General features: G+C 56.9%; 12 protein-coding genes. 3 read left to right on the top strand and 9 right to left on the bottom strand.

The annotated features are described in order from the left end of the window. From QRD42_RS08950 to yafC, 6 genes are all read right to left on the bottom strand, one after another. Positions 1-497, bottom strand: a 497-nt coding sequence (locus QRD42_RS08950) for a hypothetical protein (protein WP_321988651.1), incomplete at its 3' end; no start/stop codon positions are given. Then, entirely contained in the window at positions 494-1408 is a 915-nt protein-coding gene (locus QRD42_RS08955) for an alpha/beta fold hydrolase (RefSeq protein WP_321988652.1), read from the bottom strand. The genes QRD42_RS08950 and QRD42_RS08955, both read right to left, overlap by 4 nt. A gap of 67 nt (positions 1409-1475) precedes the next feature. Then, entirely contained in the window at positions 1476-5732 is a 4257-nt protein-coding gene (locus QRD42_RS08960; RefSeq protein ID WP_321988653.1) for an AMP-binding protein, read from the bottom strand. Further along, positions 5729-6562, bottom strand: coding sequence for a metal-dependent hydrolase (locus tag QRD42_RS08965; RefSeq protein ID WP_072567421.1), 834 nt, complete (start codon positions 6560-6562; stop codon positions 5729-5731). Before QRD42_RS08965 ends, QRD42_RS08960 begins: the two co-directional genes overlap by 4 nt. 26 nt (positions 6563-6588) lie before the next feature. After that, the gene (locus tag QRD42_RS08970; protein WP_321988655.1) at positions 6589-9294 is read right to left on the bottom strand and encodes an AMP-binding protein; all 2706 of its coding nucleotides are present in this window, start codon (positions 9292-9294) and stop codon (positions 6589-6591) included. Positions 9295-9593: 299 nt separating this feature from the next. Further along, complete coding sequence (gene yafC, locus QRD42_RS08975; protein ID WP_318364875.1) at positions 9594-10478, bottom strand: DNA-binding transcriptional regulator YafC; 885 nt, start codon at positions 10476-10478, stop codon at positions 9594-9596. Between the two features lie 206 nt (positions 10479-10684). On the opposite strand from yafC, the gene QRD42_RS08980 reads away from it, so the two are divergent. Both QRD42_RS08980 and QRD42_RS08985 read left to right on the top strand, forming a co-directional pair. Then, the gene (locus QRD42_RS08980; protein ID WP_072569399.1) at positions 10685-11485 is read left to right on the top strand and encodes an endonuclease/exonuclease/phosphatase family protein; all 801 of its coding nucleotides are present in this window, start codon (positions 10685-10687) and stop codon (positions 11483-11485) included. A 77-nt stretch (positions 11486-11562) separates the two neighbouring features. Next, positions 11563-12333 (top strand): class I SAM-dependent methyltransferase, encoded by a 771-nt coding sequence (locus QRD42_RS08985; protein WP_321988656.1) that lies wholly within the window; start codon positions 11563-11565, stop codon positions 12331-12333. A gap of 50 nt (positions 12334-12383) precedes the next feature. Here QRD42_RS08985 and mltD read toward each other — a convergent pair whose 3' ends face one another. Together mltD and gloB are read right to left on the bottom strand one after the other, a co-directional pair. Further along, positions 12384-13748, bottom strand: coding sequence for a murein transglycosylase D (gene mltD / locus QRD42_RS08990; RefSeq protein WP_321988657.1), 1365 nt, complete (start codon positions 13746-13748; stop codon positions 12384-12386). 70 nt (positions 13749-13818) lie between these two features. Further along, positions 13819-14574, bottom strand: coding sequence for a hydroxyacylglutathione hydrolase (gene gloB / locus QRD42_RS08995; RefSeq protein WP_321988658.1), 756 nt, complete (start codon positions 14572-14574; stop codon positions 13819-13821). A 32-nt stretch (positions 14575-14606) separates the two neighbouring features. Between gloB and QRD42_RS09000 the strand changes: the two genes are divergently transcribed. Beyond that, positions 14607-15323 carry a class I SAM-dependent methyltransferase gene (locus tag QRD42_RS09000; protein WP_072567426.1) on the top strand — a complete coding sequence of 239 codons (717 nt, stop codon included), beginning with the start codon at positions 14607-14609 and terminating at the stop codon, positions 15321-15323. On the opposite strand, the gene rnhA is transcribed toward QRD42_RS09000, so the two are convergent. Then, complete coding sequence (gene rnhA / locus QRD42_RS09005; protein WP_072567427.1) at positions 15324-15791, bottom strand: ribonuclease HI; 468 nt, start codon at positions 15789-15791, stop codon at positions 15324-15326. Between the last annotated feature and the right edge of the window lie 56 nt (positions 15792-15847).

Below are 15847 nucleotides of genomic sequence, written 5' to 3' on the forward strand. Positions count from 1 at the left end.
CCGTGGCCGAAGCTGGAAAACTCCTGTTTCAGCAGAGGAGAGCGATAATCGACAGAAAGGCGGCGCCAGTCTGCCACGCTGTCAACCACCTCAGTGCGCGGCGTAATCAGCCCCGCATCTTTCGCCAGCGCCAGCACCTCGTATTTGCTGTGCAAACGGGTAATCAGCGTATCCGGCAGGGCGAAGAGTTCGATGGACGGATCCAGCCGCCCGAGGGCATGCTGCCGCGCCAGCCAGAAGCTCTCTTCAAACATCGGAATAAGGCGCGTCGCCGGGGCCTGTTGCGCCAGCCGGTTTACCGCCTCAAGAAAACGCTGCGGATGGGCGCGTAAACAGGGCAGGCGAATGAAAGGCACGTCCGGCGCGATAAGTTTTGAAAGCGCGGCGCGATTGCTGTCGATGGCCGTCACCTGCGCACCGGCCTCCTGTAACGAACGGGCAAACCAGGCGGCGAAGGGAAAGCGAAAGCCGCTGATTAAAAACCGGGATGTATTCATAACGATGCTTCTTCCCTGAGCCAGTCGATCATGCTCGCCGCAACCTGCGGCAGAGCGTCATGTTTAAGCATTTCATAGTGGTTAGCGTTCACGCGGCGGACGTCCACGGCGGCGGTAAATTGTCCCCAGCCGTAGTCGCGCTGTTGCAGGTTTTGCCGGAACTGGTTCATCGCCTGGGTCAGCGTTTCATCGCCCAGCAGCCGCAGCGAGAGATGAGAAAACCAGTCGATGCGATTGCGCTCGCCGCGCAGCAACAGCAGTCTGACCGGGCAGGTCTGCGGCCGGTAGCGCATGACGGCATTATTGATGCTGATATAGGTAGCCAGCGTGCGCTGGATTTGCTGCGGACTGAGCCGCCAGCTCCGCCCGCCGACGCGATAGCTGATAAATTCCAGCGCCTTCCAGCGTGGACCGGCAGGCACCAGGCCGAGCAGCGAGCCGAGCACGCCCGCCGCCAGGGTTTTCCCCCATTGCGGGATCAGGCGCAGCAGCGGGCGTTCCGCGGACACCAGGCCGAGAAAATCGCGCAGGAACATCTGGAAATAGAGTTTTTCCGACGGCGGCGGAACGTCATAAATACAGAAGGCGTCGATAAAACAGAGGCTGACTTTTTCCCCGGCGCAGGCCAGCTGTCGCGCCATCTCAAAGGCGGTCTGCGCGCCGAAAGAGTAAGCGCCGATAAAATAAGGCCCGCAGGGCTGCGTGCTGCGTACCGCCTGAAGATAGTAAGCGCTCATCTCCTCCACGCTGTCGAGCGGCGTGGTGCCTTCCGCAATGCCGGAGGCCTGCAGGTAATAGACGTCGGCATAAGGCCGCAACAGCGGCGTCAGGCCGGTGTAGTGTGAAATATTGCCGTCCCCGGCGTGAACCAGAAACAGCGATGGCCGCACGGTGGCGTTGGTCTTACCCATTATTCATCCCTGATGTCGTTATGTTTAGCGGCGGCGCGTCCTTCCCGGCTGCGCCGCCGTAGTGCATTTACGCTTTGATAAGCGGGCTTGCCACAGCCGGTTTCAGCGGCCTCTGTTCTTCCAGGAGCTGTTTCGCGCTGGGGCGGCGGTACATATCCTCCAGCTCTAACGTCAGACCATAATCGCTGCGCAGTTCATAGAGGATCTGCACGATCACCAGCGACGTCGCCCCGTAATCGAGGAAGTTCGCTTCATAAGGCAGATCCTGGCCGATGTACTTCTGGAACACGGAAAACGCCTGCGGGTGCGCGGCAGGTTTTGCCGAATCGCTGGTGGTCTGGCTGATGAGCGTCAACAGCGCCCGGCGGTCAAATTTCCCGTTAGCGGCATTGCGCGGCAGTTCATCCACCAGATGGATATGCTGCGGCACCAGCCACTCCGGCAGATGGCGCTGACAGTGCTGGCGCAGGGTGGTGACATCGCAGCCGGGGGCGACCACCACGCTGTGCAACTGTTTCAGCGCCCCCTCGCTGGCAAGCGTGGTGCAGTACACCACCTGCGGATGCGTCATCAGCGCGCCGTCAATTTCCAGCGGGTTAACCCGGTAGCCGGAAATCTTCACCTGACCGTCTTTGCGGCCGAAGAAGGTCAGCCCCTCTTCCGGCGACCAGCGCACCAGATCGCCGGTGGCGTAGCGTTGCGGCGGCAACAGGCCCTCTCCTGGCGCGATGAACGGGCGATCGCAGTAGCCGCGTGCGACGTGACGCCCTGCGACAATCAGCTCGCCCAGACATCCCGCCGGTACAGGCAGGCCATTTTCATCCGCCACCATAAAGGCGCAATGGGGCAGGGGCTGGCCGATGGGCACGCCGGTTTTGCGGTACGCCTCCATTTTTTGCGCCTCGACCTGCCCGGCGCTGACGATACAGGTGGCTTCGGTCGGGCCGTAGGTGTTGAATAGCGCAGGCGTGCGCGGCAGCGCGAACCAGTGTTGCAGCGTTTCGTAGCGCATCTCATCGCCGCCGGTAATGAGAAACGCCAGGCTGGCCGGGAAGCGCGCCTGTCTTTCCTGCATCCAGGGCGTCAGTAGCGACCAGAACGGCGTCGGCAGCGAAATGTGCGTCGGCTGCCAGCCCATCAGCAGATCAAGGAAGACGGCAAAGTCACGGCGTACTTCCCGGTCATCGCTTGTCAGCAGGGTACCGCCCGCGCACAGCGTGCCGTACACTTCTTCCACGCTGGCGTCGAAGGTCAGCATGTTGAATTGCAGCATGCGGCTGTTGCGATCAAGGGTATAGAGCGGAATGGCGCTGACGATAAAGGTCGCCAGCGCAGAGCTTTGTACACAGACGCCTTTCGGTTCGCCGGTGGAGCCGGAGGTGAAAATAATATACGCATCAACCTCGTCCAGCGCCGTCAGGTCGGGCTGCCAGAGCGGTAACCCGGCGCTGTCCAGACGCAGGCGGTGTTTACGATACAGCAGCTTGCCTGCGGGTTCGGAGGTATCGCCAATGATCATCCGGCAGCCGCAACGCGTCAGAGCGGCGTCAAGCCGACCGCTGCGCAGATCTTCACAGGCCAGCGGAATGTAGCAGACGCCCAGCGACAGGCAGGCCAGCATAGCGATGATGGCATGGTGGCGTGTCGACAGACAGAGCGCCACCCGATCTCCGGTCTTAAGCCCGTAGGTGGTCAGATCCTGGGCGCAGAGATAGACCGCCTGCCACAGTTCGCCATAGGTGAGCGTCAGCGTCGGGGTTTCCAGCGCGATACGCCAGGGGTCATCAGCGGCATGCTGGCGGATGAGGCTCAGCACGTGAGGGGCCATGGGCAGATCCTGCTCCGGCTGAAGCGCAAGCGCGGGAAGGCTGCGCCTTACCTTTTCCAGTGCCAGCCGCTCGCCTGCCTGACGCAGATAATGCACGCAGCTTTGCGCGATACGTTGCAGCTGTGGCGCGCTGAACAGCGTCCCGTTGCCGATGAAATTCAGTTCAATATCATTATCCGACGCATTCACCATCAGCGACACCGGCACGTCATCGTCTTCCGCTTCGTAGATCCACTCTACGCTGACGGGGAGATCACCAAATTGCAGTGTTTCCTCCGGCACATAGTTGAAGTGCAGGCTGGCTCCCCGGGCGGTCGGCGCGTCGGCGCTGCGGATTTCCAGGGCAATATCGTCTGCCAGCTGTTGCAGGCTCGCGCGGGTATCTATGTTGAGCGACAGCGTGCGCGGCTCCATCATCAGGCCGAAAGTCTCGCGCCAGCGTGCCGCTTTGCGGTTATGGGTAAAAATGCCGATATCCAGCGTGGATTGCTGGCAAACATCGGCAAAGGTGGCGGCAAACGCGGCCAGCAGCAGGTTTGCCTGCGCCTGGTGTGGGCGTGCGGGCGAAAGGGCCTGCGTCAGCTGCCGGAAATGGCGCAGCGCGTCACCGCTGATTTTCTCCTGCACCAGCAGGTTATGCCCGCTACGGCAGTGCGCGGCGGCAATGCCATGGAAGCTCAGCGGCGCAGGCGGCTGTGGCATCAGTGCCTGAGACGCGCTGAACGCCCCGGCCAGCTGCGGATAATGACACTCCGGCAGAACGGCATCGGGCGCGTGATAGCGGCGGGACACCGCCGTAAACATCACCCGCGCGGCGTGGTGATCGTAAATCAGATGGTGGCAGCGGAAGAACCAGACAAACTGCTGCTCCGCCAGCTGGAACAGCCACGAGCCCGCCAGCGGCGCCAGCGGCGACCAGGGCTGCTTATTCAGACGGGCGATCTCCGCCTGCACATCCGCATCGCTGTTGCGTAAATCGATAAACTGGTGAGGGATCCCGCACATCTCGTCGTGCCACAGCGTGATGTCACGGCCCTGCTGCTGATAAACGGTGCGCAGTGCGGTGAAGTGACGCGTGACGTCACGCACCGCCTGCGCCATACGTCCGGCATCCAGCGGCGCGTTGATGCTGTAGCTTTCCCCCCAGTTGTAGGTCAGTACGGCAGGATTGCGCGCCATGGCGTTAAGCATGGGCTGCTGCTGGCGGGTAGGGGTGAGTCGGTTCAGCGGCGCCGGACGCTGGTGCAGCGGTTCGATAGCCGGAAGCGGCTCTTGTGCCGGAACGGCGAACAGCCTGTTCAACGCCTGCGTCGCGCGTTTGACCAGCGCATCGACATCATGCTGCGCCGCCCAATGCGCGTTCATATCCACATGCAGCACCAGGCCATCGCGACGGGCATCGGTGCGCAGGGAGAACACCACGGACGCGCCATGCAGACCGCCGCCCGCCCAGTCATTCAGCCCCGTCAGTTCTTCCTCATCCTGGCGGGAGGTGGCGGGCAGAATGGTGAACACCACGTCACTGTTGATCGGCGCCCCGGCAATCTGATTAAGCTCGCTCATGGAGATCTGCCGGTTGCGGAATAAACGGAACAGCACCTTCTGGCAGTGGGCGATCCACTCCTGTAACGAGCAGGGTTGCGGCACGGAAAATAACGTCGGCAACAGGGTAACAAAGTTTCCCAGCGCTTCCGGATCCAGTCCCGGTTTATCACACACCGGCAGCCAGGCGAGAAAGTCAGTTTCATCGCTGACCACATGCCACAGCCAGCTCATCACGCTGTAATAAAGCGTATTGAGCTGATTTTCCGGCATGCCCGCGTGTCGCGCCAGCTGCGCCTGATCGCAGGGAATAAAAAAGTTGCGGCGGATGATGCGGGTGGACGACAGCGCCGGTTTACTGAACGGCAATAACGCGGGCAGGGTTTGCTGCCAGTAGCGGGTGACCGCAGGCGGTGTGATTTGCGGCCCGCACTGCTCCAGATAATCGCAGCGCATCTCCGGCAGCGCACCGGCATCGTCCACGCGTTTGCGGCTGGCGCTGTAGTCCAGCGCCATGGTTTTCAGGCGGCACAGCGACAGGCCATCGACAATGGCATGATGAATGCGGAAGGTGGCGACCAGTCGATCGCCACAGTAAAACAGGCGAGCGTCGTACAGCGGCGCGTCAAACAGCTCTGCGGGTTCATATTGCCAGGCTTCCAGCATCCCGGCGATGGTGTGGGCATCGCAAACAGTGGGCGCGGTGTTCCACTGCGGCATCAGGCTGTCCACATACTGGCGAATGCCCTCGTCGGTGCGGGTAAAGCGCACGCGCAGGATCGCTTTATCATGCCACAGGCGCGTCAGCGCATCCGTCACCCGCTGCCAGTCGTGACCGGCAGGGAAAGACACCGCTGAAACCATCTGAAAGCGTTCGCTGTGCCCGTGGATCGCCTGGCTCATGACGATTTCAGTTTGCTGTCGGTATAAAGGAAAGGTTATACGCGCTGTCACTTTTGCCCTTTCTCCCAGTTCGCGATGTGCTTGTGGGCGGCGGCCAGCTTATCGGCGTCCATTCTGGTCTGTTCAGGATGGAAGCCCGGCAGGAACCAGGGCAGAAAATCTTTGATGATGGTGACGTACAGGCCCTTCCAGCCATACAGCTTCCACAGCGTGCCGGGAATGCTCGCCAGGGTAAGTTCACCGCGGGCTTTCATCGCGCCGGTGCTGAGTTTTAACAGCAGCAGGGCGAAGATGAGGAAAGACGCCAGCGACCAGACAATTCGGTGCGGATAGCTGCCGCCGGTTTTCATATAAATATCGAAAGGCACGCTGCGGTGCTCCACTTCTTCAATGGCGTGCCAGTACCACAGGGCTTTCATTTCATCGCTCGCTCCCTCAAGCCAGCGGGGATTGCCGATCACCTGTTTGCCGCCGATGGACGTCAGGTGCTCCAGCGCACAGGTGACCGCGAGCTGGTTACGCGGCTTAAGGCTGCGCAGCCAGGTGAAGCAGCGACCCAGCAGGCGTTCGTTTTTTTCCACGAAGCGCTCCGGCAGGCCCAGCGAACGATTATATTTATTGTGCCAGCGCGTGTGCTCTGCTTCCTGATAGTAAAAACGGCGGGCAATCTCCTGCGCCTCTTCCATATCGGGATGGGCTTTCAGCGTCTGTTTTACCGAGTTGATAAACAGGCGTTCCGCTTCCGGAAACATCAATGACAGCGCGTCGAGATTTGCCGCAAGCGAGGCGTCGCGTTTTAACCAGTAAGGATGCTCTTCATCCGGCGTGAATGAAAAGTCCATGTGGCGTAGCGTAAGTTCTGAAGTTAAATTCCCTTTCATCGTCATTCCTTAATAAGTAGTGGTTATCAGGCCTTTACAGTGGAGGAGGTACGGCCATGTTTACGGTGCGCCGTCGCCCAGGTGTGGCTGGCCATCGCGCAGGCCAGCGAAAGTTCGCCCGCCAGCACAGTGGCGGCGACAATTTCCGCCAGTTTGTTGGCTTTTCCTGCGCCCTGGCAGCCCAGCAGGGCAAGACCCGCCTGAGCATAGGGCTGGTTCACGCCGCCGCCGACGGTGCCGACGATCAGCGACGGGATGGTGATGGCGACCCGCAGATCGCCGTCCGTCGTCTGGCGACAGTCCATGATCATGCTGCTGGATTCCGCCACGCAGGCGGCGTCCTGTCCGAGGGCGATAAACAGGGCGGCAATACCGTTGGCGCTGTGACAGCCGTTGCTGGTGGCGCCAGCCAGCCAGCCGCCTTTGGTCGCCAGCCAGTACAGCTCCATAAACTGTTCCGGCGTGGTTTTCATCACCTTGTAAAGCTCGTTCGCGGGCACAACGATCTCGGCAGATACCCGGCGTCCACGGCCGCTGATCATATTGAGGGCGGAGTGCTTTTTATCGGTGTCGAAATTCCCGGACAGCAAATAGCGGTAGGGCCACGGGCAGTGGTCGAGGAGCCATAAACAGAGCTTCTCGGTCACGATAGTCACCATGTTTTGCCCGGCAGCGTCGCCGGTGGTGTAGTTAAAGCGCACAAACACCGTGCGATCCAGCGGTTGCACGTCAAGGGAACGCAGTTTTGCGAAGCGCGAATGCTCGCTCACCTGCTGCTGTAACGCCGGAAGCTGTGAGGGCAGCCAATGGGCGAAGGCGGTGGCATCGATCATGCTGTCAAAACAGAAGACCGGTGAGCGCTGCATGTTCTCGCCGCTGATCACCGTTTTTACCGGATTGTCGGCGTTGAACAGCTTCATCCCCCGGTGATAGCTGGCGACCATCGAGCCTTCCGTGGTGGCCAGCGGTACATAAAATCCGCCGCTGGCGTACTGGCCCTGCACATGTAACGGCCCGGCGATGCCTACCGGAACGGACGCCGTACCGATAGCGTTCTCAATATTGCCTTTTAAGGTTTCGGCATTGAGCGACTCATCAAACAGCGGCGCCAGCGACACGCCGGTGTGCTGTTCCAGAAACTGATGACGTTCATGAATATCGGCAGGCAGAAAGTGTTGCTTGCTGAAGCGGCGCGGCAGGGGCGCGGCGGCGGCAATAGCCTGGCGTTTGCGCATCAGCTTGCCGTTGCCGTTGCGCGGCAGCGCAGTGACGATATGAAAGCAGTGCGGCAGCTTGTAATAACTGAGCTGTGTGGCGAGCCACTGGCGCAGGACGCCCACATCAAAGGTGACGGGGTCTTCAGGCACCAGGCTGGCAACAATACGTTGAGTGATCTCTTTGTCGTCCTCGCCCGTTACCATGCACTCTTTGACAGCGCCTGAGCGCAGTATGGCGTTTTCGATTTCCGTCGGATCGAGGGTGAAGCCGCGGGTAATGATCAGGTTATCGATACGGCCAAGATGGCGGAAATACCCGTCGCTGTTTTGCTCGGCGCGGTCGCCCGTGATCAGCCAGCCTGCAAAGGGGCCGCTTTTGGCAAGCGCTCTGTCCGCAATGAGACCGCGTACCGCCAGATACCCCGGCATACCTGCCGGCAGATGCTGGCCTGACTCATCCAGCACCGCCACTTCATAGCCCGGCAGCGCTTTGCCCGTCCAGCCAGGGCGGGCGTCTTCTTCGCGGGTGGAGATAAAAATATGCAGCGCTTCGGTGCACCCCAGCGCATCGGTTAACACCAGCCCGGTGGCTTCCCGCCACTGGAGGGCAAGATCTTCCGGCAGGGTTTCACCGGCAGAAATGCATTTGCGCAGCGTTGATGTCGACCATCCGGCTTTTAGTAAACGGCGATAGGCGGTAGGCGCGGTAAACAGCACCGTTGCCTGAAAACGCGCGATAATCTCTGGCAGCGTTTTAGGCGACACTTCCCGGAGTAATACCGAACTGGCGCCCACCGTCATTGGCGCAAAGATCAGCGAGCCTAAACCATAATTAAAAGAGAGCGGCGCGGTACAGACAATAATGTCAGCAGGCTGAGGTTTTAATATATTAATAACATAACTTTCGCAATTGGCTTTAATATCTCCATGGCTGTGAAGCGTTATTTTAGGTTTGCCGGTGCTGCCCGAGGTAAAAGCAATGAGGGCAATGTCGCTGGCATGGCTTTCTGGCCAGCAGAAGGATGCAGGAACTGCCTCAAGCAGAGAGTCGGAAATAAATTCATCATTTTCCTTTTCTGAATCAATGCTAATCATTCTGGAAAATAGCGGATGGCGCTCATCGGGAATATGTTTTTCCCGCAGCCTTTCATCAATAATAATCAGCGCAGGGGAGGCCAGTTCAATAATATTATCGAATTCAACCTTGCTTGATGCCGGGTTCAGGGTGGTGATGACGCCGCCCGCCCGTACTACCGCCAGCCAGCACAGCGTCTGGGCAATACTGCATGGGGCAAGCAACGCTACTCTGTTGCCGGGCTTAAAGTTATGTTTAATCAACAAATTCGCCGCAATAAGATCTACCGTTTTCTTAACATCACGGTACGTCCAGTTATTGTTAAGCGTTCTGAAACAAAGATTATCCGGGTGCGGCGTCTGATTTATTAACCAGGCTGATATATTAAGTTTTTCTGCTTCCTGCGAAAGAAAAGATGAAGAACTATTGGCAACGTCCATTGTTGTCTCTGTAATATATAAATGATATGAATATGTTTCTTGTGAAAAATCCTTGAGGGACAGGAATGTGCGTAATTTCCTATTGCACTTGTAACTAAGTGTATAGGTAACAGAATAACAGTGTCAATGGGGGACTGAAAATTGAAATGTGTGCGGCAATTAATGACCGAGTTGTGAAGCGATTTTATCAATTAAATGAAAGAGTTTCCTAATGCCCGAAATATAATAAAAAATAGCGATTAATATTATATCCACCAGGATAAAGCCTAAGTCAGGCGGCTAATAAGATACGCTATTTTTTAACGGGTATACTCGCTGAGAAAATCAATAAAGGCGCGGATGCGGGTACTTACCGCCCGATCGCTGTAATAGACGGCGCTGAAAGGCATATCCACCGGCAGGCGCTTCGCAGGCAACACTTCTACCAGTTCGCCGCTGGCAATTTCCTTATCGATCATATAATCCGACAGGCAGGCGATGCCGTTGCCGCCGAGACACAGCTGTTTCAGGGTTTCTCCGCTATTAGACGAAATGCCGCAGGTGATCTCATAAAGCTGCCCGTCCGGGCAGGCGACAGGCCAGGTATTCAGCGAAACCGGCTCGGTAAAACCAAGGCAGGTATGCTTCTCGAGATCCTCAACGGTTTCAGGTGTGCCATAGCGTGCCAGATAGTCCGGCGAGGCGATCATGCGGCGGTAGCTGCTGAACAGCGGGCGGGCGCGCAGACTGGAGTCGGTGAGCTTACCCACGCGGATCGCCACATCCACTTTACGCTCAATCAGGTTGATGAATGTTTCGGACGAGACCAGCGACAGCGTCATTTCCGGGTAGCGTTCGCGGAAGGGTTTGATGAGCGGCATTAAATAATGCAGCACCACCGGCGTGGCCGCATCGATGCGCAACAGGCCGCGGGGCATTAATCTGGCTTCCATCACTTCATTTTCCGCCGCCGCCATCTCCTGCAAAATAAGCTGTACGCGGCGGAAATAGCGCTCGCCTTCTTCGGTGAGGCTGAGCTGGCGGGTGGTGCGGTTGAGCAGGCTGACGCCCAGCTTCATCTCCAGCTTTTTCACCGCCCGGCTGACGGCGGAGTTAGCCTGGCCTAATTGTTCGGCTGCCCGGCTGAAGCTGCCGCTTTCCACCACCGCCACAAAAATTGCCATCTCTTCCGATGTCGCCTTCATTATTGCCCCTGTCGCAAAATTATTACGCTATTTTAATGATAACTGACACTTATGCATCATAGTTTTACGGGGGCGCAGGCGGAGGGCCTGGTCCCATTAATGATGTTTTACCCGAATAGCGTTGAAAGTGTGCGCTAAAATCCCTATAACAGAAAGGCTACTCTGCTTCCGGGGCGGCTCACAGCGACAGAGGTTTGAAACCAAAAGTGCGAAAGAATACCTATGCTATGCGCTATATTGCCGGTCAACCTGCTGAGCGAATTTTGCCGCCAGGTTCATTCGCGAGCATTGGTCAGGCACTGCCACCTGGCGCGCCCTTAAGCAGTGACGATAAGATCCGCGTGCTGGTGTGGAACATCTTTAAACAGCAGCGGGCGGAATGGCTCTCTGTGCTGCAAAACTTCGGTAAAGACGCCCACCTGGTCTTGTTGCAGGAGGCGCAAACCACCCCTGAACTGGTGAGATTCGCCACCACCAACTATCTGGCTGCCGATCAGGTTCCCGCTTTTGTGCTGCCGCAACACCCCTCCGGCGTGATGACGCTCTCCTCCGCGCATCCGGTCTATTGCTGCCCGCTGCGCGAGCGCGAACCCATCCTGCGGCTGGCGAAATCGGCGCTGGTGACGGTATATCCGTTACCGGATTCACGGCTGCTGATGGTAGTAAACGTCCATGCGGTGAATTTCAGTCTCGGCGTCGATGTTTACAGTAAACAGCTGCTGCCAATTGGCGATCAGATCGCGCAACATAACGGCCCGGTGATCATGGCCGGAGATTTTAATGCCTGGAGCCGCCAGCGTATGAACGCGCTGTACCGTTTCTCCAGAGAGATGTCGATGCGCCAGGTGCGCTTTACTGACGACAACCGCCGTCGCGCCTTCGGTCGTCCGCTTGATTTTGTCTTCTATCGTGGTCTGAACGTGGATCAAGCCTCCGTGCTGGTGACCCGCGCCTCCGATCACAACCCGCTACTCGTCGAATTCAGTCCCGGCAAACCTGATAAATAAAGGCGTGTCAGGTCTGCCCCAGGGCAGGCCTGCAACCATGGCGCTGCCCTTCATTTAACTCACAGAAGGATGACACCATGACCACGCAATCCCATCACGATCACGTCGAAAAACAGTTTGGCTCTCAGGCCAGCGCCTATTTAACCAGCGCTGTACATGCCTCTGGCCGCGATTTACAGCAGCTGCGGACGCGGCTGGCCGAACATGCCGGCTCGCAGCTTCTGGATCTGGGATGCGGTGCGGGACACGCGAGTTTTACCGCCGCTGGCGTTGTGGCGCAGGTGACGGCTTATGATTTATCGGCACAAATGCTGGAGGTGGTGGCGAAGGCGGCGCGGGAAAAAGGACTGAACAATATTGATACGCAGCAGGGCTATGCAGAAGCGTTGCCTTTTGCCGATGCCTCTTTTGAGGTGGTGATCAGCCGCTATTCCGCGCATCACTGGCATGATGTCGGCCAGGCGCTGCGTGAAGTGAAACGCGTGCTGAAACCGGGCGGGACGCTGATTATTATGGACGTGATGTCGCCGGGCCATCCGGTACGGAACATCTGGCTGCAAACGGTGGAGGCGCTGCGCGACACGTCGCATGTGCAGAATTATTCATCAGGCGAATGGCTGACGATGATCGCTGAGGCCGGACTGATTTGCCGGACGCTGACCACCGATCGTCTGGTGCTGGAGTTTGCGTCCTGGGTGGCGCGCATGCGTACACCGCAGCCGCTGTGCGAGGCCATACGCTTATACCAGCAAAGCGCATCCCATGAGGTGCAACGTTATTTCGAATTGCAGGACGACGGCTCCTTTACCAGCGACATCATTATGGTCGAGGCGCAGAAAGCGCAATAAAAGCGGGAGAAATAAAAAAAGCACCGGGGAAGCGGTGCCTTTTTTCATCATCAGGAGTCAGGTGTCGCGCTGTTCTTCACAAACAGCGTCAGCTGATCGCCAGGCTTCAGGTTATCGGTACTGTCGTTCCAGCGCATCACATCTTTGATGTTCACGCCGTGACGTTTAGCAATACTCGACAGCGAATCGCCTTTGCGAACGCGATAGGTAATGCTATCGCTGTTGTTCGCCAGGGTCTGCGCGCGGCTACCCGCACCGACGGTCAGGTTCTGGCCGACCTTCAGGCTTGCACCCCGCAGATTATTCCATTGCTGGAGATCTTTGGATGTCACGCCGAGACGTGACGCAATGCCAGAAAGCGTATCCCCTGAACGTACTTTATAGCTTCGGCTGGTCAGCGGTTTATTATCCGCGAGCAGCGTCGGCTGTACGGCAGCGATTTCGCCGGAAGCCAGTGATTCACGCAGCTGTTCTGCATGTTTCTGCGGCACCATCACATACTGAGGGCCGCTCGACCCGAGCGTCGAGCCTTTAACGCCTGCGTTAAAGGTTTTCAGCTTGTTCACGGGTATTCCCGCCATTTCAGCCAGCTGGTTAATCTCAACCGGGCTGTTCAACCTGACGCGCGCCAGCGCACGACTTTCATCTGTAGAAGGCAGACGAACGCCATAACGCTTGCTGTTCTTGAGAATATCGCTCAAAGCCAGCATTTTTGGCACGTAAATCCTGGTTTCCTGTGGCAGTGAAAGAGACCAAAAGTCCGTGGGTTTACCCCGGGCTTTATTCGCTTTCATTGCCTTCAGTACACGACCTTCACCGCTGTTATAGGCCGCGACTGTTAATAACCAGTCGCCGTCAAACATACGGTTCAGACGCTGCATCATGTCGAGCGCGGCCGTTGTGGACGCCACTACATCACGACGCGCATCGTAATTGCGTGTCTGTTTTAAACCATAATTGCGCCCCGTGCTCGGAATGATTTGCCAAATGCCTGCGGCATTGGCACCAGACGTCGCGTGTGGGTCAAAAGCGCTCTCCACTATGGGTAGTAGTACCAGTTCCATGGGCATGTTACGTTTCTTAACTTGCCCTGCTATCCAGTACATATACGGCTCTGCCCGTAAAGTTACATCGTGGAGATAGCTCTTATTGTTCAAATACTTCTGTTTCTGTTCGCGAATCCGGCCATTCTCCGGAATTCCCATCTTTAGCTCGTCGCCAATGAGAGCCCACAAGTCTTGATCCTGCGCGAAGGATGTCCCATCGTCCATCCAGCGTGCTTGACTCGTAAACTTTCCTGCTTCCCCTTGACCAGCTGCAGAAAGGCTCTGTGCGTGCTGTTGAACGTTGCCATCTTGATTAGCCTGGCAACCCACCAGCAGGACAGAGGCGAGTAATATCGCTTTTGCCTTCATGTGTGTGTCAATAGTTGCTTAAAAGACGACCGATCATAACGGCGATGTTTGCAGAAGACAAGCATAACCGTCAGAAGTCATCTTTCTTTGCCCGCAACCAGGCAAAACGCTGCTCAGGCTGTTGCAAATTTGTTTCTTTATTTATTTGATCAATTAAAACAGGGTCTTGCGTACGTAAAAATAAATTTATGTGGCGTTCATTTTTCAGAAAAACGGGTAATGTCTTTTCTTTTTTTGCGCGTAAGTCTTTAACTTTATTATAGTAATCATTTATGAGCGAATCGTGCGGTAGGATGCTGCGGGCAAACTTCATATTGGCTAACGTGTATTCATGTGCGCAACAAACGAGCGTTTCGTCCGGAAGGGCGGCAATTTTGACAAAGGACTGGTACATCTGCTCCGGCGTGCCTTCGAACAGTCTGCCGCACCCGCCAGAAAACATCGTGTCGCCGCAAAAAAGATAAGGGAAACTGAAGAAACAGATATGTCCTAAAGTGTGACCTGGCGTGGAAAACACCGCGAACTCCATACCCAAAACGGTGATTTTATCGCCCTCGGTTACAATTTCTGTCGTGCCTTTACCCTGGGTTTCCGCCGGACCGTAGACCGGAATATCGGGATACTGTTGCAGTAACGTCTTCATGCCGCCGACATGATCATTGTGATGATGCGTCAGGAAAATAGCGGCGGGCTGCCACTGGTTTTCTTTGATTGCATCCAGCACCGGCGCGGCTTCGCCCGGATCGACAATCAGACAGCGTCCTTCGTCGTTGCTGAGCACCCAGATGTAGTTGTCCTGGAAGGCGGGAATACTGTTAAGATTCATAATTACCTCTCAAAGCGTAGCGGAAGGTTGTGATGAAGGCGGCAAGGATACCTCAAACATTTGTGGCACCCGAACACTGGAGTGACTTTCCCGCAGGCGAACATTATCGTGCCGCGCTGGAACTGCAACTCAAGCCATGGCTGGCGAAAATCTATGGATTTCACCTGCTTAAGATTGGCAATCTCAGCGCAGAAATCAATGTCGAAACTTGCGCTATCTCGCATCAGGTCAATGTAGCGCCTCAGGGCGACGCCTTACAGGTGAGGGCGGATCCGCTGCATTTGCCGTTTGCCGATAAATCTATCGACGCCTGTTTACTGGCACACACCCACAACTGGTGTGGCGATCCGCACGGCTTATTGCGGGAAGCGGACCGTGTGCTGATTGATGATGGCTGGCTGGTGATCAGCGGCTTTAATCCGGTAAGCCTGCTTGGGCTGCGCAAACTCGTGCCGATACGAAGACAGTCGGCAATCTACCGCAGCCGCATGTTTACCATGATGCGACAGCTGGACTGGTTATCGCTGCTCAACTTTGAAGTGCTGCACTACAGCCGCTTTCACGTCTTACCCTGGCGCAGGCAGGGCGGAAAAATGTTGAGCACCCATTTGCCTGCCCTTGGCTGTATGCAGCTGATTGTGGCCCGCAAACGCACCATCCCGCTGACGCTCAATCCCATGAAACAGAGTAAGAGCCGGCAACGCGTCCGGCAGGCAGTGGGTGCGACGCGTCAGTTTCGTAAACCCTGATCAGGCGTCTGGCTGATAACCGATGTCGTCCTGAGTGGGATTCATGGCCGCCGCGCGCGCCAGCTCATCGCAGCGTTCGTTCTCCGGATGTCCGGCGTGGCCTTTCACCCACTCCCAGCGGATCTCATGCTGACCGAGGGCGGTGTCCAGGCGCTTCCATAAATCGACATTTTTTACCGGTTTTTTTTCCGCGGTTTTCCAGCCGCGTTTTTTCCAGTTATGGATCCACTGCGTGATCCCCTGGCGGACGTACTGGCTATCGGTGCTCAGCACCACTTCGCAGTGCTCTTTCAGCGCTTCGAGGGAGACAATAGCGGCCATCAGCTCCATCCGGTTATTGGTGGTCAGCCGATAGCCTTCGCTGAAGGTTCTTTCATGGCCGCGATAGCGTAATATTGCACCATAACCACCCGGACCCGGATTACCGAGGCAAGATCCATCGGTGAAAATTTCTACCTGTTTAAGCATCTCTGGTAGACTTCCTGTAATTAAAAACGGCAAGTAAAACGATAAGTCTGACATAA

Source organism: Enterobacter sp. PGRG2, from assembly GCF_030291195.1.
GTDB lineage: Bacteria > Pseudomonadota > Gammaproteobacteria > Enterobacterales > Enterobacteriaceae > Enterobacter_D.

Coding starts and splice junctions, on each gene's coding strand:
- QRD42_RS08955 (WP_321988652.1), bottom strand. CDS start 1,408: ATGGGTAAGACCAACGCCACCGTGCGGCCATCGCTGTTTCTGGTTCAC.
- QRD42_RS08965 (WP_072567421.1), bottom strand. CDS start 6,562: ATGAAAGGGAATTTAACTTCAGAACTTACGCTACGCCACATGGACTTT.
- QRD42_RS08970 (WP_321988655.1), bottom strand. CDS start 9,294: ATGGACGTTGCCAATAGTTCTTCATCTTTTCTTTCGCAGGAAGCAGAA.
- yafC (WP_318364875.1), bottom strand. CDS start 10,478: ATGAAGGCGACATCGGAAGAGATGGCAATTTTTGTGGCGGTGGTGGAA.
- QRD42_RS08985 (WP_321988656.1), top strand. CDS start 11,563: ATGACCACGCAATCCCATCACGATCACGTCGAAAAACAGTTTGGCTCT.
- mltD (WP_321988657.1), bottom strand. CDS start 13,748: ATGAAGGCAAAAGCGATATTACTCGCCTCTGTCCTGCTGGTGGGTTGC.
- gloB (WP_321988658.1), bottom strand. CDS start 14,574: ATGAATCTTAACAGTATTCCCGCCTTCCAGGACAACTACATCTGGGTG.
- QRD42_RS09000 (WP_072567426.1), top strand. CDS start 14,607: ATGAAGGCGGCAAGGATACCTCAAACATTTGTGGCACCCGAACACTGG.
- rnhA (WP_072567427.1), bottom strand. CDS start 15,791: ATGCTTAAACAGGTAGAAATTTTCACCGATGGATCTTGCCTCGGTAAT.